The following is a 19,418-nucleotide window of genomic DNA, read 5'->3' on the forward strand; positions in this document are numbered from 1 at the left end:
AACTACCTTTAAAGCTTGAAAAGGGGTGTAGAAATGAATTGGATGGAGAGTATTTCGTTGACGACGACTTTATTAGTCCTATTTCTAGTTATCATACCAATCACGATTGCCATCTTTCTTTTCTTTTATGACAAAAGGCAAAAACAACATGCTATTCTTCGGAATTTCCCGATTTTAGGGCGGATGCGTTATGTGCTCGAAAAAACGGGGCCTGAACTTAGACAATATCTTTTTGACGACGATAACGATGGCGAACCATTTAACCGTGAGGAATATTTGCGCATGGTGCTGCCGGGGAAATATTTGAACAGTGTTATCGGCTTTGGATCGAAGCGGGATTTTGAGGAATCTGGTTATTATATACGAAACGCAATGTTTACAATGCAGAATGAGGAAATGCGCGTGGATAATGAGGACCTTGTAGATACGATGCGTTATGTTATGGAGGAAGATCATTTGTTTTCCCGGAAAGAGCATCGTGAAGAAATCCCGACATTGCCATGGCTGTTGCCGGAAGAGGACGCGATCGTTATCGGACCGAACTGTGAGCAGCCGTTCCATGTACGCAGTATGCTTGGTCAATCAGGAATGAGTTACGGAGCACTCGGAGAAAATGCCATCACTGCTTTGTCAAAAGGGATTGGCCTGGCTAAAGGCGCATGGATGAATACCGGTGAGGGAGGTCTTTCCTCGCATCATCTGGCGGGAGGTGCTGATATCATTGCTCAAATCGGTTCTGGTCTTTTCGGTTTCAGGACGGAAGAAGGAGAATTCAGTTTTGAAAGGGTCCGTGAAAAAGCGGATATTCCTCAAGTGAAAGCATTTGAGATTAAGCTTGCACAAGGTGCAAAAATGCGTGGAGGGCATGTAGAAGGATCCAAGGTAACGGAAGAAATTGCGGCAATCCGCAATGTTGTTCCTTATGTTTCCATTAACAGTCCGAATCGTTTTCACCAGTTTGATGATTATCCAACACTATTTGAATTCATTGATCGAATTCGCCAGCATTCTGGTAAACCGGTTGGTATTAAAATCGTCATTGGTGGTAAAGAAGACGCGGAAGAATTAGCATCTTTCATGCATGAAACTGGTAAGGGTCCTGATTTTATATCGCTGGATGGTGGGGAAGGTGGCTCTGGAGCTACCTACCAAGATCTTGCAGACAGCGTTGGGTTGCCGTTACGTTCTTCGATTATTCTTCTAGACGATGCGCTTAGGAAATTTGAAGTGCGTGACCAAGTAAAAATCATTGCCTCGGGTAAAATAACGACACCGGACCGGGCAGCAATTGTGTTGGCAATGGGGGCAGACTTAGTTCAAATTGCACGAGGTTTTATGATTTCCGTCGGCTGCATTATGGCGCACCGTTGCCATACGAATGATTGTCCAGCGGGTGTAGCGACAACGGATAAGAAGCTGCAACAAGGTCTTGTTGTTGAGGAGAAAAAGTTCCGTGTTACAAATTATATTTTGACAATGCGAGAGGGGCTTTTCCGAATCTCCGCAGCTGCGGGACTGGATTCTCCGACGAAACTCACAAGGCATCATATAGTTTACAAGGATGACCGAGGACGTGTTTATCCGGTTGAATGAAATGAAGAATACCGTTCTGCCTACAAAGGGTAGAACGGTATTCTTCATTTTTGGATGATTAATCCGAAAACAGTTTCATATTAATTTTCCAACCTTTAGAATATTGTGATAATATATAAGTATATGAATCAATGAGAAAAGGGGAATGGATATGACGTTGTTGCACAAAACAGTGGGGGAAATGGTAAGAGAGCAGGCACGGCTTTATCCTGCGCAGGAAGCGTATGTCTATCCGGAACATGGGATTCGTAAAACATATACAGAATTTGACGAGGAAACAGATATACTTGCGAAAGCGTTCATGGGCATGGGCATCGGAAAAGGGGAAAACGTTGCCATTTGGTCGGATAATAAACGGGAGTGGCTGCTCAGCCAGTTTGCAACAGGTAAAATGGGGGCAGTTCTTGTCACGGTGAATACGAATTACCAAGCTTCAGAGTTGGAGTATTTATTAAAACAATCTGATGCAACTACACTTATTCTGGATGAAAGCTTTAAGGGGACGAGTTACATAGACATCCTCAAGAGAGTTTGTCCGGAGCTGTTAATAGGTGAAAAAGGTTCTATAGCAAGCGAAAAACTTCCTCATTTTAAACGAATCATTTTGATGACGGAGCGAGAAGAAGCGGGTATGTATAAATGGTCTGAATTTTTATCGTATGCGGAAGGTGTATCTGATGAACAGCTAGATAAGCAGTTCCATTCGCTAAATCCTGATGATGTCATCAATATTCAATATACATCCGGCACGACCGGCCAACCGAAGGGAGTTATGCTGACGCATAGAAATGTCGTCAATAACGGTAAATTAATCGGTGATAATATGAAACTGACTGAGCAGGACCGGGTCTGTATTCCAGTACCATTTTTCCATTGCTTCGGTTGTGTACTGGGTACGCTTGCAGCTGTCACGCACGGTTCCGCGATGATTTTGCTTGAACAATTTGATCCTCTACGCGTACTTCAGGCGGTGCAGGAAGAAAGATGTACAGCACTTCATGGGGTACCTACGATGTTCATTGCTGAGCTAAATCATCCTGATTTTAAAAAGTATGATACATCTACGCTTCGTACCGGAATAATGGCAGGCTCCGTATGTCCAATTGAAGTTATGAAACGAGTTATTGAAGATATGGGTGCGAGTGAGATTACGATTTGTTACGGCCTGACGGAAGCATCTCCTGTCATTACTCAGACAAAGATAGATGATCCAATCAGTAAAAGGGTTTCGACAGTCGGTAAGCCGCATCCAAGTGTAGAAGTCAAAATCATTGATTCCATCACGGGTGATGAGATGCCTGTTGGGGAACCCGGGGAACTTTGCACGCGCGGATATAATGTCATGAAAGGGTATTATAATAACCCAGAGGCGACAAAAGAAGTCATTGATGCAGAAGGATGGCTCCATACTGGAGACATCGCTGTAATGGACACGGAAGGATATATTGATATTACAGGGCGCATCAAAGACATGGTTATTCGTGGTGGTGAAAATATCTATCCAAAAGAAGTAGAGGAGTTCCTATATACACATCCTGACATCGCTGACGTACAAGTCGTAGGCGTACCGGATGCAAAGTATGGCGAGGAACTGATGGCGTGGATTATTCTGAAGCCAGGAGTGAAAATCGATGAAGAGGCAGTACGCACTTTCTGCAAAGGAAACATTTCTCATCACAAAATTCCAAAGTATATTGAGTTTACGGAAGAGTATCCGATGACTGCATCCGGTAAAATACAGAAGTTCAAACTGCGTGAAATGTCTTTTGAGAAATCGTCCACATAATCGTAAGCGTATTCCATACGATATTGTGGGATACGCGTATTACAAACCATTCTAAATAGCCAAAAGTTCAGCTTGAGCAGAGGGGGTAGCGTGAAAGGAACAACATTTGCATCTGTTTCGACAATATTATCGTTTTTCACAACGCTTGCCACAATGAGTTAGCCACCCATTTTTGTGTTCGAACGCCGTATCTTTTGTCGCGATCAGCAAATGTTCGTATGTCAATTGCAATCTATCTTGTCGAAATAACAATATTTCCTGGGAAATGTAGCAGGAATAAACTAATCATATCGTTCCTTGCCAATATTTACTTCAAGAGTTATTGGAAAGTATCAATAATACTGATTTCCATTCAATATTTAGATGATATAATGAAGATTATCTATTATGAAATGGAGGAATTCGCTATGTCAGATAATGGTTTTCAGTTAATTGCAATTATTATATACATGGCAGCCATGGTTTTCATCGGATGGTATGCATTCAAACGCACTTCAAATCTGACAGACTACATGCTTGGTGGACGAGCACTTGGTCCAGCTGTTACTGCGCTTAGTGCTGGAGCGGCTGACATGTCGGGTTGGTTGCTGATGGGGCTACCTGGAGCAATCTATCTTAATGGACTGGTTGAAGCTTGGATTGCCATAGGATTGACAATTGGAGCATACTTAAACTGGGTGTTCGTTGCACCGCGTCTTCGTGTGTATACACAAGTATCAAGTGACTCTATTACCATTCCGAGTTTCTTGGAAAGTCGCCTGAAAGATAAATCAAGACTCTTGCGCATAGCTTCCGGTGTAATCATTCTAGTTTTCTTCACATTCTATGTCTCTTCAGGAATGGTTGCAGGTGGAAAGTTCTTCTTAAGCTCATTCGGGTTAGATTATCATGTAGGTTTGTTAATTGTTTCTGGTGTTGTTATCTTCTATACATTATTCGGAGGATTTTTGGCGGTCAGTTACACGGACGTTGTTCAAGGTATCATTATGTTCCTTGCCCTCCTTCTTGTACCGATTGTTGGCATATTCATAACAGGAGGACTTACAGAAACTGCTGCAAGTATCCGTACTGTTGATCCTCAATTGCTGAACTTCGTATCGGGTGCATCATTCCTCGGTATAGTGTCAGCGGTTGCGTGGGGGCTCGGTTATTTCGGTCAACCACATATTATCGTCCGTTTTATGGCTCTAAATTCGCACAAAGAAGCGAAAAAAGCACGTCGAATCGGAATTGGATGGATGTTCTTGAGCCTGTTTGGTGCAGTAGCAACAGCACTAATAGGGATTGCGTATTTCCAACAAAATACGGATGCTACATTGGTAGATAACGAAACTGTATTTATTGTCCTAGGGCAAATTATCTTCCATCCGTTCATCGCAGGAATAATGCTCGCGGCTGTCCTCGCAGCTGTAATGAGTACAATTTCTTCACAATTAATTGTTTCTTCTTCAGCACTTGTCGAAGACTTATACAAAACGTTTATGAAGAAAGATGCAACGGATAAGCATTATGTGTTTTTAGGTAGAATGGCTGTTCTTATCGTTTCCGTAATTGCGATGGTACTTGCATGGCCGAACAATGAATCCATTTTAAGTATCGTATCGTTTGCGTGGGCTGGATTTGGAGCTTCATTCGGACCAGTTATTCTTCTATCACTATTCTGGCGCAAACTTACAACTAAAGGAGCGCTATGGGGAATGATTGTCGGTGCCGTAACAGTTATGGTTTGGGGGAACATTGATTCTTTATCGGACACGCTTTATGAAATCATTCCTGGTTTCTTCCTCTGTCTAATAGTCGCGGTTGTGGTAAGTAATATCACATACAAACCGAATGCGGAGATTGACAAGGAGTTTGCAGAAACAGTTAAAATACTAAACGGAGATAAGTAATTTGAAAGTCTGCAGATATTACTGCAGGCTTTTCAATTGCATTTTTTCGGTGAGGAAAGGTTGACGAATGTTGTCATTGGGCAAACTAAATAACATTGACGGTTTGATACTACATTTCGTTCGGAGGCTATCGTTTCGCCGAATATGTTAAACTGAATATACTTAAATGTTGTTTGGAAGGGGTAATTCCATGGAAGAATTAATAGAACGCGCAGTAATTGTAGGGGTCCATGAACAAAAGGACGATCACTTTGAATATGGTATGGAAGAACTGAGGAATCTTGCCAGTGCAATTGAAGTCGAGGTTGTCGGGGAAGTCACACAAAACATGGAAAAAAGAAACCCGTCTACGTATGTCGGGAAAGGCAAAATAGAAGAGATTAAAAGTTTTTACGAAGAGTTGGATGCCAATCTTGTTATCTTTAACGATGAACTGTCTCCTTCCCAAATTCGTAATCTGGAACGGGAACTTGATTGTAAAGTAATTGACCGAACTATGCTCATTCTTGATATTTTCGTAAGACGTGCAAGAACGAGTGAGTCACGGATGCAAGTAGAACTTGCTCAGCTACAATACATGCTTCCCCGACTTGTTGGACTACGTGCATCCTTAGGTAGACAAGGTGGTGGGACCGGCGGTGGTGTCCAGAACAAAGGGGCCGGAGAAACAAAACTTGAACTCGATCGCCGGAAAATTGAAGACCAGATTGCTAAACTTGGCCGCGACCTAGATCATGTGAAGGATCAGCGGGAAACACAGCGGAAACAGCGTAAAAAGAGTGGTATCCCTGTAGTTTCGATTGTTGGTTATACGAATGCGGGCAAGTCAACAATTATGAATCAATTACTGCTGAAAATGGACGTTGACAATGCGAAACAAGTATTTGAAAAGGATATGCTTTTTGCAACACTTGATACATCTATCCGCAAAGTGAAACTAGAGGATAATAAAGAATTCATCTTAACGGATACGGTTGGTTTTGTTTCAAAACTGCCTCATCACCTTGTAAAGGCTTTCCGCTCAACGTTAGAAGAAGCACGTGATGCAGACTTACTCTTACATGTTGTGGATGTATCGAATTCGGAACACGATTATATGATGGAAGTAACAAATGATACCTTGCAAGCGGTAGGAGTAGAAAATGTACCAACACTTAATATTTACAATAAATCGGATCTGGCTGGAATTCCATATCCAGCAGTAAGTGACAATAGTGCCTGGATTTCTGCTAAAGAAGGAAAAGGGTTGGATGAACTCATTAAACTGATTACGAAGAAGATTTTTGAGCAATACATCACGTGTAAGTTGCTCATTCCATTTGACCGTGGTGATATCGTTTCCTACTTGAATGACAATGCAAATGTGAAAAATACGGAGTACGAAGAGGAAGGAACGCTTATGACAGTTGAAATGGATATATCAGAGCGTTCAAAAGTTGAGCAATTTATAGTTAGCCATTAAAAAACAGCACCGCCTGACTTGGGGAAGTCAGGCGGTGCTGTTCCTTCTATCTAAGAGAAAGGGGGTGGGATAATTGTAGTATGCCCGCTTTTACAATCATTAAACCTCTTGAAATTGATTATTATGCAGGCGGGCGAAAATTCCACCTTTCTTCACAAGTTCATGGTACTTCCCGTCCTCCTCGATTCCGTTTTCAGTAACAACGATAACGCGGTCGGCATCACGAATTGTGGCCAGTCTATGAGCGATGACAAGGGTTGTACGGTTTTCAGCAAGTTCAGCGAGCGACTGTTGGATAATTCGTTCTGTCTCTGTATCGAGAGCTGATGTTGCTTCATCCAAAATAAGAATTGGCGGGTTTTTTAAGAACATGCGAGCGATGGCAAGACGCTGTTTCTGCCCACCCGACAGTTTCAAACCGCGTTCCCCAATCTGTGTTTCGTAACCATGGGGAAGCGCAGCAATGAAGTCTTCTAAATGCGCTTTTTTTGCTGCTTCAATTACTTCTTCGACTGTCGCATCCAATTTACCGTAGCTGATATTCTCTTTAATGGTACCGGTGAACAAAAAGACGTCCTGCTGTACGATGCCAATCTGCGAGCGCAAGGAATGCTGCGTCATATTGCGGATATCAATGCCGTCAATGGCAATTGAGCCTTCTGTGACATCGTAGAACCGTGGAATAAGTGAACAAATCGTTGTTTTTCCAGCACCGGACGGACCGACGAAAGCGACTGTTTGACCTGCGTGGATATTCAAGTCAATCCCATGGAGTACCGCTTTATTGTCGTCATAATTGAAATGTACATCATCAAAGAGGATATCACCATTTAAATGCGTGACAGCTACCGCTCCTGGACGATCTCTAATTTCAGGTTCCTGGTCGATTAATTCGCGGAACCTACGGAATCCCGCCATTCCTTTCGGATACAGTTCCAGGAGAGCACTGATTTTGTCGACAGGTTTGATAAGAACATTAACGAAAAGGACAAAACTTACGAGCTCGCCGTATGACAATTTGTTATTGAATGTGAACCATGCTCCGACAACTAGTACGATGAGTGTAATGAGTCGGGTCATCATGAACATACTGGAATGGGTCCATGCCATCACTTTATAAGCGACTAACTTAGCTGTTCTAAAATTGCCATTGTCTATTCTGAAACGAGCAATCTCAAAATCCTCGTTCGTGAATGATTTGACAACGCGTGAACCTGATACGGAATCTTCAACACGTGCATTGACATCTGCGATTTTGCCATACATATTTTGCCATGCAGCATTCATTTTAATATTACAGAATGTCACGACAATGATTAGGAAAGGCACCATAATTATTGCGATTATGGCAAGTTCCGGATTAATGCTATACATAATTGCGAAAGCACCAATAAGCGTCATGATGGCGATGAAAATATCTTCAGGGCCATGGTGGGCGAGTTCACCAATGTCAAACAAGTCATTGGTGATGCGGCTCATAATGTGACCCGTTTTGGTATTATCGAAGAAACGGAATGATTGTTTCTGTACATGGTTGAACAATTGTTGGCGCATATCCGTTTCAATATTAATGCCAAGTTTGTGACCTAGATAACTAACGATATATTGTAGGAATGTACTTAGTAAATAAATGAGCAGTAGAATAATGCTGATTGTTATGATCTGCCCCCAATTACCTTTAGGCAGCAAATCATCAATGAACCATTTGACCGCTACCGGGAAGGCAAGGTCAAGCAGCGCTACAAAAATAGCGCTTGAAAAGTCGATAACGAAAAGCCGCCTGTGCGGTTTATAGTATGAAAAGAATTGTTTAATCATTTTATGCAATCCCCTTTTGTCTGATAATTGCAAGTATAGCGGAGATGAAGACAAAAAACGATTTTTAATTTCAGAAACCGAAATAAAAGGCATGTAGTTCTATTTATTTATGGTGAAGCATGAGTACTATGATTCAATTTCACCGAATCATGAAACTCTTTGCGAATCGGGTCGTATGAGTATATGTAAAAGAAATCTGGAATTGGAAGGAAGCGAAGGATATGAAAAAGTGGATAAAGGGTATAGCGACTGGTGTTCTAATCCTCGGTCTTGGAGCATGTAGTACAACAGCAGAACCGAAAACCGATCCAGAGACAGGAAAGAAAGGAGAACTTCAAAACAAAAGTGAAATGACAGCACAAGAAGTATATGAAAAAGCAATGGAAGTTTCGGATGAACAAAAGAGTATGCATGCAAAAATGGAAATTGATCAGCTCGTAAAGATGCCAAGTCAAGAGTTGGAAATGGACAGCAAAATTAAAATGGACATGGATATGATCATTGAACCTCTAACTATGTATCTGAATATGAACGTGGATATGGGCGAGCAAGGTAAGATGGACATGGATATGTACATGGCAGACGATGGTTTCTTCATGAGTAACCCTGAAGCAGAGGGGTGGATCAAGTTTCCGGATGATATGTACGAGGAAATGGTTGGTCAAATGGCTGGTGGGGCAGACCCAACACTTGATATGAATATGTTCAAAGAGTTTGTAGATGAATTTAAATTTGAGCAGACGGATGACGAATATATACTTAAACTTTCTGCATCAGGAGATAAATTCAATGAGTTGTTTAAGAAAGTAGCATCTGAAAATATACCTGCTGGTTTGGAGATGGACGAACAACAAGCGGAAGTGTTGGAAAATATAGACGTGAAAGTACTAGAATATGAAATATTTATCGATAAAAAAACCTTCTACACAAACGCATTCAATGTGAATATGGATATGGTAATGAAAATTGAAGGCGAAGAAATGCATATCGACCAAAAAGCAAAAGCAGACATCAGTAAAATTAATGAAATTGAAAACATTAAAGTTCCACAAGAGGTAATTGATAACGCAGTCGACATCAATGAAACAATGGGTCAGTGAGATAGATAGAGGGCGCCAGATATTCAATCTGGCGCCCTCTTTTTATTACTAGAAATGTAGAAAATGGATTGAAATCTAGGACTCGAAGCGTTCTATGATTTAGTACTTCAATTCTAATTGATAATGATTTTCAGTTAATCGTTGACACTTATTTCTGACATGTTATAATTGAATTTGTAGCCAATTGATAATGGTTTTCATTAATGAATTCTCAATTAGCTGCAAATAATTGATATCGAGGCTTCCTATGAAGATACGTTACTTATTCATCGCACTTATCATTCTTTCATTCCTATCGTTATTCGTAGGGGTGAGTCGTATCACGCCAATGGCTCTGCTAGATTTTGATTCGGAAGCAACAGAAATTTTCTTGATCAGCCGTTTGCCGCGACTAGTTGCCATTCTCCTTGCAGGAGCAGGTATGAGTATCGCGGGACTCATTATGCAACAGCTGAGCCGGAACAAATTTGTTTCTCCGACGACAGCGGGAACTTTGGATGCAACGCGGCTTGGGATTCTTGTCTCTATGCTGTTATTCACAAACGCATCCACGATTGAAAAGATGATTGTCGCATTTGTATTCGCGCTTGCCGGCACGCTACTGTTTATGCAAATCCTTGATCGTATTAAATTCAAGGATGCGATTTTCATTCCACTCGTCGGGCTTATGTTCGGTAATATTTTGTCATCGATTACGACGTTTTTTGCTTATAAAGCAAACGTTATTCAAAATATGTCGGCATGGTTACAAGGTGATTTTTCGATGATTATGAAAGGACGTTATGAACTTCTATACATAAGCATACCCGTGCTAATCATTACTTATCTGTATGCAAACCGATTTACGGTTGCAGGAATGGGTGAGGATTTCTCGAAAAACCTCGGGCTTGCTTATAGGAAGATTGTCAATATCGGCCTCATTTTAGTTGCACTGATTACGACTACGGTCGTTTTAACAGTCGGAATGATTCCATTTCTAGGATTAATCATTCCGAATATTGTATCAATCTATAAAGGTGACCATTTACAGAAGACATTGCCACACACGGCACTGCTCGGTGCAATATTCTTGCTCCTCTGTGATATTTTAGGCAGAGTGCTTATCTATCCTTATGAGATTTCAATTAGTTTGATGGTCGGCGTTATCGGCAGCGGAATCTTCCTATACTTATTGTTTAGGAGGAAGGCCTATGCGTAACTCGACGAAACTCATCATTCTTGGCGTACTGGCTGTTATCTCCTGTGCTTTGTATCTTTTTCAAGGATTAAACGGAAGTTTTGACTATGCATTACCACGCCGTGGCATCAAAGTAATGGCGATGGCCATTACGGGCGTCGCCGTAGCGTATTCAACTGTCATTTTTCAGACAATCACACATAACCGCATTTTGACACCGAGCATTATGGGGCTGGACTCACTATACTTATTGTTACAGACCGCCATTATTTTCTTCCTTGGTTCAGGGCATATGGCCATTGTCAATACACATGTGAATTTCATATTATCTGTTTCTGCAATGGTTGTATTCGCGCTTCTCCTCTACCGCTTTTTATTCCGAGGAGGCAAACAGCCAATTTACTTTCTGTTGCTTGTCGGAATCATTGTCGGAACATTTTTTGGAAGCATTTCGACGTTTCTGCAAGTGCTCATTGATCCGAATGAATTCATGCTCGTACAGGATATGATGTTTGCAAGTTTCAATAACGTCAGCGGAGACCTCGTTTGGTGGGCACTTGGGATTGTTGCTATCAGCTTACTAATTGGCTGGAGGTATATTAACGAACTCGACGTGCTCTCGCTTGGAAGGGATACCGCCATTAACTTAGGCGTATCTTATGACAAAGTCGTCAAAACGATGCTTGTATTGTCCGCTGTACTAATCGCGGTTTCTACTGCACTTGTCGGACCGATTACATTCTTCGGTCTGATTGTCGCGAATTTGTCTTATCAGTTTTTTAAATCATATAAGCACACCGTTTTAATCGCTGGTGCTTCTATTATGAGTATCATCGCCCTTGTAGGTGGACAATGGGTTGTCGAAAGAGTCTTCACTTTCTCTACGACACTCAGTGTGATTATTAACTTCATCGGTGGCGTTTACTTCATCTACTTACTATTAAAGGAGAGTCGATCTACATGATCCAGGTCCGTGAACTGTCAAAGTTTTATGGTAAAAAAGCGGTCGTTGAAAAGGTGAATGTGAATATTCATCGCGGAAAGATCACATCTTTCATCGGTCCAAATGGTGCGGGTAAATCAACGCTCCTTTCAATGGTTAGCCGTCTTCTCGATGCAGATACGGGTGAAGTACTCGTTGATAAAGATAATGTTAAACAGATGAATTCAAATGAGTTTTCAAAAAGAGTTTCCATATTAAAGCAATCTAATTTCATGAACGTTCGTTTGACAATCCGTGAACTAGTATCGTTCGGTCGTTTCCCACATTCCAGGGGCAAACTAACTGCAGAAGACTTACGGCTTGTCGAGCAAGCAATGGATTATATGGATTTAATGAGCATGCAACACGATTATCTGGACGAATTATCAGGTGGCCAACGTCAGCGTGCATTCATTGCGATGGTTATCGCCCAGGATACGGATTATATCTTGCTTGACGAACCGCTCAATAGTCTAGATATGAAGCATTCCGTTCAGATTATGAAGATATTGAGAAGACTTGTAGACGATCTTGGTAAAACAGTCGTCATCGTGCTGCACGACATTAACTTTGCATCCGTTTACTCTGACCGCATTGTTGCGTTAAAAGAGGGACGCGTTGTCAAAGATGGTCCGACCGATGAAATTATCACTTCCGATTCGTTAAAAGATATTTACGATATGGATATTCCGATTAAACAAATGGCTAATTGCCGAATATGTGTGTACTTCGATTCTTAATAGGAAGAACGAAATGCGCCCGGAATTTAGGCATCAATCTGAGTCGGAAAAATTAAACTAACAATAAAACTAAAAGGATGGTTTTTGATGAAGAAACTACTAATGACAATGATGATGTTCGCATTAATTGCTTTACTTGCAGCTTGTGGAACGAATGATGATGCTGCGGACGATAAAGCAACTGGAGACAAAACAGAACCAAATGTTGAAGAAACCGAAACAGCAGAACAAATGGTAATTACGCACGACCTAGGCGAAACTACAGTGGAAAAAAACCCTAAAAAAATTGTCGTATTCGATTTTGGTATGCTAGACACGCTTGACGAGCTTGGCGTTGAAGTTGCAGGTGTCCCACAAATGAACGTTCCTTCATACTTGTCTCAATACGAGGATTCAAAGTACACGAACGTTGGAGGTCTTAAAGAGCCTGATTTTGAAGCAATCCATGCAATGCAGCCAGATGTGATTTTCATCTCAGATCGTCAATCTGCTATGTATGAGGAATTGAGTGAAATTGCTCCAACAGTCTTTGTAGGTGTAGATACAGCAAACTATATGGAGTCATTCAAAACCAACATGGAAACGGTTGCAGAGCTCTTTGATAAGGAAGATGAAATGAAAGCAGAACTTGCGGACATTGATGAAAGAATTGCAGCAATTAATGAAGAAGCCAGCAAGAGTGATGCTAAATCATTGATCGTTCTTGGAAATGAAGGAAAAGTAAGTGCTTATGGACCGAGTTCACGTTTTGGTATTATTCATGACGTATTTGGCTTTGCAGCAGCTGATGAAAATCTTGAAGTGTCTACACATGGTCAAAGCATCACATTCGAATATATCCTTGAAACGAACCCGGACATTCTCTTTGTTATAGACCGTGACGCTGCGGTTGGCGGAGATTCAAGTGCAAAAGATTCGATTGAAAACGACCTTGTTAAGAAAACAAATGCTTATCAAGACGGTAAAATCATTTATCTAGATCCGAACTATTGGTACCTATCTGGAGGCGGACTTCAGTCTGTGAAAGAAATGGTTAAAGAAGTCGAAGAAGTATTGTAATAATAGCAAAAGAGCCAGCACACTAAAAAGTGTGTTGGCTCTTTTTTTGTTAAGCAGTATTCACTTATAGCTGTCGGTTACAGCTGGGAAATCAAAATTACAATACTGCACATAAAATATAGTTTGAATATAGATCGCTTGGCGCTCTGGGGATGCCTCTCACCGTAAGCCTGGATTAGCGCTTCACATCCAGTCTTACGGCTTCGGCTACCCCTTTGCCGCGCCTTCGCTGGAGGGTTCATTATTGATGGAGTTGTAATTCAGAGTGTACATTTTAGATCGCTTGGCGCTTTGGGGATGCCTCTGGCCCTGAGCCTGGATTAGCGCTTCGCATCCAGTCTCACGGCTTCGGCTACCCCTTTGCCGCGCCTGCGCTGGAGTGTACATATATCGATAGAGTTGCGATTTGGTGTGTAAATTATATAGTGATACTGGGATGTATAGGCTGAAATTATAATGTGATTACTATCTGACACTAATTTAATTCTTAAAAGAAAGCACTAAAAGTTGCAGGTTTAATCCCCGATAACGAAATGCACATTCTTATATAGACTATCTAGCGAAGGCGCGACTTCGTGGTAGCCGGAGCGATAAGACTGAAAGTGGTCTTCTTTCCGGCTTATCGCGGGAGGCATCCACAAAGCGTCGAAGCGGTATTAGCGGGCTTTCTGAAGTATTCTCCATGTATTGGGACATTTATAATGGCTTACCTAATGATAGATAATGAAATGCGCTTTCCTACATAGAGACTATCCAGCGAAGCATCCACAAAGCGTCGAAGTGATATTAGTAGGTTTTCTGATTCGTTTCACTGTATTGGGATATTTAATAATAGTCTTCGTAATAATAGATAACGAAATACGCTTTCTAACATAGACCATCCAGCGCAAGGGGCATCCACAAAACACCGAAGCGGTTCAAAGGAAAGCTTGATTTCAACATATATATTTGATAAGACTCATTATAATGTTGTGTAAGGGAAACTTATAGCATACACTAGTTTTAACTTAGAAATAGAAAGAAGATGTGCAAATGGACGGAACTGTAGTATTTGCATTCGCCCTAACACTATTTGCAGGGCTAGCAACTGGGATTGGAAGTTTACTTGCATTTTTTACGAAAAGAACAAATACGAAATTTCTCTCAATAGCACTTGGTTTTTCTGCAGGTGTAATGATTTACGTTTCACTTGTTGAGATATTTGTAAAAGCTAAAGACGCACTTGTATTAGATCTTGGACTAACCAATGGCTATTGGGCAACTATCGCCGGTTTTTTCGGGGGAATGCTACTTATCGCCTTAATTGATCGTCTCATTCCTGCAATTGGAAATCCGCATGAAGTGAAGAGTGTTGAGGATGTTAATGCGGGTCCAACGAATGATGAATATGCCAAACTGAAGAAAATGGGTATGTTCACGGCACTAGCCATTGCAATTCATAACTTTCCTGAAGGTATTGCGACGTTCACATCTGCATTGCAGGATCCAACGCTCGGTATTGCGATTGCCATCGCGGTTGCAATTCACAACATTCCCGAAGGTATTGCGGTTGCTATCCCCATTTATTTCGCGACGGGTAATCGGAAACAAGCATTCAAATTATCCTTTTTGTCGGGATTAGCTGAACCTCTTGGTGCTATAGTAGCATTTCTAATTTTAATGCCTTATTTAAACGGTGTAATGTTTGGCGTCATTTTTGCCGCGGTTGCAGGGATTATGGTATTCATCTCTATCGATGAACTGCTACCGGCAGCGAGAGAATATGGCGAAGCGCATTTATCGGTTTATGGCTTTATGGCAGGAATGGCAGTAATGGCAGTAAGTCTTGTTCTAGTGATTTAAAAAACATTGTGTCACTTTGTTGTACGGGGTATAATGACAGGTGTAAAGACACTTAAATAAACCGGACAACGAGGTGCAGGGGATTGTGAAAAAAAACAAACAGGGGATTTCAAGAAATAAATTATTAGTACTTGCTGGAACGGGCTGGATGTTCGACGCGATGGACGTCGGAATTCTCTCCTTTGTTATAGCAGCACTTGCATTGGAGTGGCATCTGACACCAACTGAAATGGGTTGGATAGGAAGTGTCAACTCCATTGGGATGGCTTTCGGTGCATTTGGTTTTGGCCTGCTTGCAGATCGGATTGGACGAAAAAACGTCTTTATGATGACGTTAGTTCTATTCTCAGTTGCAAGCGGTTTATCAGCTCTGACAATGACGCTTACTGCATTTCTCATTCTGCGCTTTTTTGTTGGAGCAGGTCTTGGCGGAGAATTACCTGTCGCATCAACGCTAGTATCTGAGAGTGTTGCGGCGCACGAGCGAGGGCGAGTTGTCGTGCTCCTAGAAAGCTTCTGGGCGGCAGGATGGTTGATAGCAGCATTAATCGCCTATTTTATCATTCCAGACTATGGTTGGAGAGTCGCTTTGATAATTACAGCACTTCCAGCTTTTTATGCCATTTACCTTAGAAGGAAATTGCCAGATTCTCCAAAGTTCGTGGCAGATGGAAAACCGAAACAGTCAGCTGGCGAAAAAATTAGGATAATTTGGTCGAAGAAGTATGCACGAAGGACGCTTATGTTGTGGATTGTCTGGTTCACGGTCGTATTCTCGTATTATGGTATGTTTCTTTGGTTACCGAGTGTCATGGTAATGAAAGGCTTTGATTTGATTCACAGCTTCAAATACGTTCTCATTATGACGCTTGCACAGTTGCCGGGCTACTTCACAGCAGCTTGGTTAATTGAAAGAGCAGGCCGGAAATTTGTTCTCGCCACATATCTTATTGGAACTGCGGCAAGTGCGTTGCTTTTCGGCAATGCAGAGACGCTTCCGCTGTTACTTATTTCGGGTGCATTGCTATCTTTCTTTAATTTAGGGGCATGGGGAGCATTGTATGCATATTCTCCAGAACAATATCCCACTGCAATCCGTGCAACGGGTTCCGGAATGGCGGCTGCGGTAGGACGTATCGGTGGTATTTTTGGGCCGTTGCTCGTAGGTTCACTACTTGCGGCAGGCTATGGTTTCGAAACAGTATTTGGTATCTTCTGCGGTGCGATAATTATTGGTGTAATAGCTGTTGTGTTTTTAGGGACAGAGACGAAACAAATGGAATTGGAATGAAGTTGGACCTGCCTTATGTTAGGTAGGTCTTTTTTAGTTCATACTATTAAAACTTCCTTCTATATCTATAAGTAAGAAGGGTAAGAACAAAGTGGATGGGCAATGTCGGTTCGTGAACAATGTAAGGTGAATGGTATTTTGACGGGGGCGTATGAATAGATCAATTCTACTGTCATTAAAGCATCAGGGCTAATTTGAATACTAAACAACACGACACGCCAATAGCGATAACGTACGGAGTCTTTCCTTTTGATGGAAAGGCTTATTTTGGTAGAATGAAAACACAAGTTGGAGGTGTTTAGATGTTTCGTATTCCTGAATCAATTGCGAGTCTTGGTAGAAAACGGATAGAAGGTTTTCCTGTAGAGGGGTTTATTTACGGAGAAGGTCCCAGAAATCCCGAACTGATGCTAATCGGTGAAGCGCCTGGAGAATTTGAATTGGTCGATGGTATTCCCTTTATAGGCCGTGCAGGGAAGGAATTGATGAAGTCACTTGCGACAATTGGATTAACGCGTGAAGACGTTTATATTACAAGTGCGGTCCGAAGCAGGCCATATAGATGGGGAACAAAAAATAACCGTGATGGAACAACGACAGAACGGAAATATAATCGACCTCCGACGATAAAAGAAATTCTGTCACATGCTCCCATTCTGGATTATGAACTGGCAAACATTGAACCGAAGCTCATTGTCACGCTTGGTAACGTCGGGTTGCAGAGGTTACTTGGAAAAGGCATGAAGGTGACCGAACTCCACGGACAGCTGTTGGAGCGACCCATTCAGTATTTAAACGAACTGGATGACACGACCTTCAACAAGACAAAAAAGTTGTACAAGATTGTACCGACATTTCATCCCGCATCAATCTTTTACAGGCCTTCACATAGACCTTCACTAGATGCAGATTGGTTGAAAATTGGTCGTATTTTGAAGGGAATGAACTAGTGGAACGATTCATCAGAAAGTGAAAGCGGGTGTCGTACTGTTGAAGACCTCGCTTGAGGCTGAAAGATGGTTGAAGACTTCGCCGCAACGAACTACAAAAGGAGGAGTTCAATGATTCGCTTTGATAATGTAACAAAACGTTTTGATGATGGAACAAAAGCATTGAAGAATGTATCTGTGACAATCCCTACAAATAAGTTGACGGCTATTATAGGGCCTTCCGGTTGCGGAAAAACGACGCTTATGCGGATGATCAATCGTTTGGAAGTGCCAACTGAAGGAGCCGTCTATATTGATGAGCTGCCAATTATCGAACGGGATGAGGTGGAGCTACGACGTTCAATTGGCTATGTCATCCAACGAATCGGCCTCATTCCTCATATGACGATTGAAGAAAATATTGCTCTTGTTCCTGAATTACTCAAATGGGATAAAAAGAAAATTGCTGTTCGTGTAAATAAACTGCTTGACATGGTGGATCTCGATCCGTCGGTATTCAAAAAACGCTATCCTTTTGAATTATCGGGGGGACAACAGCAGCGAGTCGGCGTAAGTCGAGCACTTGCGAGCAATCCCAATATTATATTGATGGACGAGCCGTTCTCTGCACTCGATCCAATTAGTCGTGAACAGCTGCAAAAGGAATTGAAAAAGCTACAGCTGAAAATTAAGAAGACAATTGTATTTGTAACACATGATATGGATGAAGCGCTCGATATCGCAGATCAAATTATTGTCATGCGGGACGGGGAAATTGAGCAAATGTCTTCGCCTGCCGATTTAATAGAAAACCAAGCAACTAAGTTTGTTCGTGAATTCATTGGACAGGGACGTATTGACAGGCAACGCAATTTTGGTCAACGACCTATTAAAGAGTTCATTAAGTTCTACGATGAAACATGGGCAGGTGAAGTTAGGAAAGTACCTTCTGCGTTGACGGTCAATGAGGCCATTGCAGTATTGGATGCGCATCCGTCGAACCGGTTAGCAGTTACGGAGGATGATGCAGTGATTGGATATATCGGTCACCATTCTTTGCTGCAGGCGTCGATGGAGAATGGAAGGTGGGTGAAAGAATGAAGAATTTTATTGAAACGGTGACGAGTCGTTCAGATATGATTACAGAAGCTTTCCTCCAACATATTTACCTCTCTCTTGTTGCGCTAGCTGTTGGAATACTCATTGCTTTGCCAGCTGGAATGCTTATTGCCCGTCACCGCCGTTTCGCAGAACCGATTATCGGTGTCGCGGCTATTTTACAGACCATACCCAGTCTTGCGTTGTTCGGTTTCCTCGTCCCATTAATTGGAATTGGTTCAAAAACTGCTCTTATTGCACTTATTATTTATGCATTATTGCCGATTGTTCGAAATACATATACAGGTCTCACGAGTGTGGATGAAGCAATTATAGAGGCGGGGCGTGGAATGGGGATGACTCCAAATCAAATCTTGAAGAAAATTGAGTTTCCGATTGCGTTGCCAATCATCATGGCAGGTATACGGACAGCAACTGTGCTGACTGTCGGTATTGCGACGCTCGCAACGTTCGTAGGGGCTGGAGGGCTGGGAGATGTCATTTACCGAGGATTACAGTCCTATAACAACGCACTCGTCCTTGCTGGAGCACTGCCGGTCGCATTACTGGCCATTGCTTTTGATTTCATCCTGAAGTGGGTAGAGAAGAAGGTAACACCAAAAGGGGTACAACATTAAAGGGGGAAGAA

At 41.9% G+C, this 19,418-nt stretch carries 15 protein-coding genes; 14 read left to right on the plus strand and 1 reads right to left on the minus strand.

From position 1 onward, the window contains the following. Window positions 1–33: 33 nt before the first annotated feature. The 4 genes from AC1TO4_RS15490 to hflX all read left to right on the plus strand — a co-directional run bounded on the left by AC1TO4_RS15490 (window position 34) and on the right by hflX (window position 6,733). Complete coding sequence (locus tag AC1TO4_RS15490) at window positions 34–1,593, plus strand: FMN-binding glutamate synthase family protein (protein ID WP_482106080.1); 1,560 nt, start codon at window positions 34–36, stop codon at window positions 1,591–1,593. 151 nt (window positions 1,594–1,744) lie between these two features. Next, complete coding sequence (locus AC1TO4_RS15495; protein ID WP_482106081.1) at window positions 1,745–3,379, plus strand: AMP-binding protein; 1,635 nt, start codon at window positions 1,745–1,747, stop codon at window positions 3,377–3,379. Window positions 3,380–3,786: 407 nt separating this feature from the next. Then, complete coding sequence (gene putP, locus AC1TO4_RS15500) at window positions 3,787–5,271, plus strand: sodium/proline symporter PutP (protein ID WP_482106082.1); 1,485 nt, start codon at window positions 3,787–3,789, stop codon at window positions 5,269–5,271. Between the two features lie 190 nt (window positions 5,272–5,461). Next, on the plus strand, window positions 5,462–6,733 hold the full coding sequence (gene hflX, locus AC1TO4_RS15505) for a GTPase HflX (protein WP_482101488.1): 1,272 nt from the start codon (window positions 5,462–5,464) through the stop codon (window positions 6,731–6,733). Between the two features lie 99 nt (window positions 6,734–6,832). Here hflX and AC1TO4_RS15510 read toward each other — a convergent pair whose 3' ends face one another. After that, the gene (locus AC1TO4_RS15510; protein WP_482106083.1) at window positions 6,833–8,551 is read right to left on the minus strand and encodes an ABC transporter ATP-binding protein; all 1,719 of its coding nucleotides are present in this window, start codon (window positions 8,549–8,551) and stop codon (window positions 6,833–6,835) included. A 221-nt stretch (window positions 8,552–8,772) separates the two neighbouring features. Here AC1TO4_RS15510 and AC1TO4_RS15515 point away from each other — a divergent pair, with 221 nt between their 5' ends. From AC1TO4_RS15515 to AC1TO4_RS15560, 10 genes are all read left to right on the plus strand, one after another. Then, window positions 8,773–9,651 (plus strand): DUF6612 family protein, encoded by an 879-nt coding sequence (locus tag AC1TO4_RS15515; RefSeq protein ID WP_482106084.1) that lies wholly within the window; start codon window positions 8,773–8,775, stop codon window positions 9,649–9,651. A 247-nt stretch (window positions 9,652–9,898) separates the two neighbouring features. Beyond that, on the plus strand, window positions 9,899–10,849 hold the full coding sequence (locus tag AC1TO4_RS15520) for an ABC transporter permease (protein ID WP_482101485.1): 951 nt from the start codon (window positions 9,899–9,901) through the stop codon (window positions 10,847–10,849). Then, window positions 10,842–11,792 carry an iron chelate uptake ABC transporter family permease subunit gene (locus AC1TO4_RS15525; RefSeq protein ID WP_482106085.1) on the plus strand — a complete coding sequence of 317 codons (951 nt, stop codon included), beginning with the start codon at window positions 10,842–10,844 and terminating at the stop codon, window positions 11,790–11,792. The genes AC1TO4_RS15520 and AC1TO4_RS15525 overlap by 8 nt, the downstream gene beginning before the upstream one ends. Continuing rightward, on the plus strand, window positions 11,789–12,550 hold the full coding sequence (locus tag AC1TO4_RS15530) for an iron ABC transporter ATP-binding protein (protein ID WP_482101483.1): 762 nt from the start codon (window positions 11,789–11,791) through the stop codon (window positions 12,548–12,550). The genes AC1TO4_RS15525 and AC1TO4_RS15530 overlap by 4 nt, the downstream gene beginning before the upstream one ends. An 87-nt stretch (window positions 12,551–12,637) precedes the next feature. Further along, entirely contained in the window at window positions 12,638–13,609 is a 972-nt protein-coding gene (locus AC1TO4_RS15535; RefSeq protein ID WP_482106086.1) for a siderophore ABC transporter substrate-binding protein, read from the plus strand. A gap of 1,032 nt (window positions 13,610–14,641) precedes the next feature. Beyond that, window positions 14,642–15,451 carry a zinc transporter ZupT gene (gene zupT, locus AC1TO4_RS15540; protein ID WP_482106087.1) on the plus strand — a complete coding sequence of 270 codons (810 nt, stop codon included), beginning with the start codon at window positions 14,642–14,644 and terminating at the stop codon, window positions 15,449–15,451. A gap of 148 nt (window positions 15,452–15,599) precedes the next feature. Next, window positions 15,600–16,742 (plus strand): MFS transporter, encoded by a 1,143-nt coding sequence (locus AC1TO4_RS15545; RefSeq protein WP_482106114.1) that lies wholly within the window; start codon window positions 15,600–15,602, stop codon window positions 16,740–16,742. A gap of 302 nt (window positions 16,743–17,044) precedes the next feature. Further along, the gene (locus AC1TO4_RS15550; RefSeq protein WP_482106088.1) at window positions 17,045–17,692 is read left to right on the plus strand and encodes a uracil-DNA glycosylase; all 648 of its coding nucleotides are present in this window, start codon (window positions 17,045–17,047) and stop codon (window positions 17,690–17,692) included. A 111-nt stretch (window positions 17,693–17,803) separates the two neighbouring features. Continuing rightward, entirely contained in the window at window positions 17,804–18,772 is a 969-nt protein-coding gene (locus AC1TO4_RS15555) for an ABC transporter ATP-binding protein (RefSeq protein WP_482106089.1), read from the plus strand. Beyond that, entirely contained in the window at window positions 18,769–19,407 is a 639-nt protein-coding gene (locus AC1TO4_RS15560) for an ABC transporter permease (RefSeq protein WP_482101478.1), read from the plus strand. Before AC1TO4_RS15555 ends, AC1TO4_RS15560 begins: the two co-directional genes overlap by 4 nt. Window positions 19,408–19,418: the final 11 nt, after the last annotated feature.

Source organism: Sporosarcina sp. Y838 (assembly GCF_056786515.1).

Excerpts from the sequence above, each read along its gene's own strand:
- AC1TO4_RS15520 (WP_482101485.1), top strand. The coding sequence starts at position 9,899 with ATGAAGATACGTTACTTATTCATCGCACTTATCATTCTTTCATTCCTA.
- AC1TO4_RS15555 (WP_482106089.1), top strand. The coding sequence starts at position 17,804 with ATGATTCGCTTTGATAATGTAACAAAACGTTTTGATGATGGAACAAAA.
- AC1TO4_RS15530 (WP_482101483.1), top strand. The coding sequence starts at position 11,789 with ATGATCCAGGTCCGTGAACTGTCAAAGTTTTATGGTAAAAAAGCGGTC.
- AC1TO4_RS15515 (WP_482106084.1), top strand. The coding sequence starts at position 8,773 with ATGAAAAAGTGGATAAAGGGTATAGCGACTGGTGTTCTAATCCTCGGT.
- AC1TO4_RS15560 (WP_482101478.1), top strand. The coding sequence starts at position 18,769 with ATGAAGAATTTTATTGAAACGGTGACGAGTCGTTCAGATATGATTACA.
- AC1TO4_RS15490 (WP_482106080.1), top strand. The coding sequence starts at position 34 with ATGAATTGGATGGAGAGTATTTCGTTGACGACGACTTTATTAGTCCTA.
- AC1TO4_RS15535 (WP_482106086.1), top strand. The coding sequence starts at position 12,638 with ATGAAGAAACTACTAATGACAATGATGATGTTCGCATTAATTGCTTTA.
- AC1TO4_RS15550 (WP_482106088.1), top strand. The coding sequence starts at position 17,045 with ATGTTTCGTATTCCTGAATCAATTGCGAGTCTTGGTAGAAAACGGATA.
- AC1TO4_RS15545 (WP_482106114.1), top strand. The coding sequence starts at position 15,600 with ATGTTCGACGCGATGGACGTCGGAATTCTCTCCTTTGTTATAGCAGCA.
- zupT (WP_482106087.1), top strand. The coding sequence starts at position 14,642 with ATGGACGGAACTGTAGTATTTGCATTCGCCCTAACACTATTTGCAGGG.
- hflX (WP_482101488.1), top strand. The coding sequence starts at position 5,462 with ATGGAAGAATTAATAGAACGCGCAGTAATTGTAGGGGTCCATGAACAA.
- AC1TO4_RS15510 (WP_482106083.1), bottom strand. The coding sequence starts at position 8,551 with ATGATTAAACAATTCTTTTCATACTATAAACCGCACAGGCGGCTTTTC.
- AC1TO4_RS15525 (WP_482106085.1), top strand. The coding sequence starts at position 10,842 with ATGCGTAACTCGACGAAACTCATCATTCTTGGCGTACTGGCTGTTATC.
- putP (WP_482106082.1), top strand. The coding sequence starts at position 3,787 with ATGTCAGATAATGGTTTTCAGTTAATTGCAATTATTATATACATGGCA.
- AC1TO4_RS15495 (WP_482106081.1), top strand. The coding sequence starts at position 1,745 with ATGACGTTGTTGCACAAAACAGTGGGGGAAATGGTAAGAGAGCAGGCA.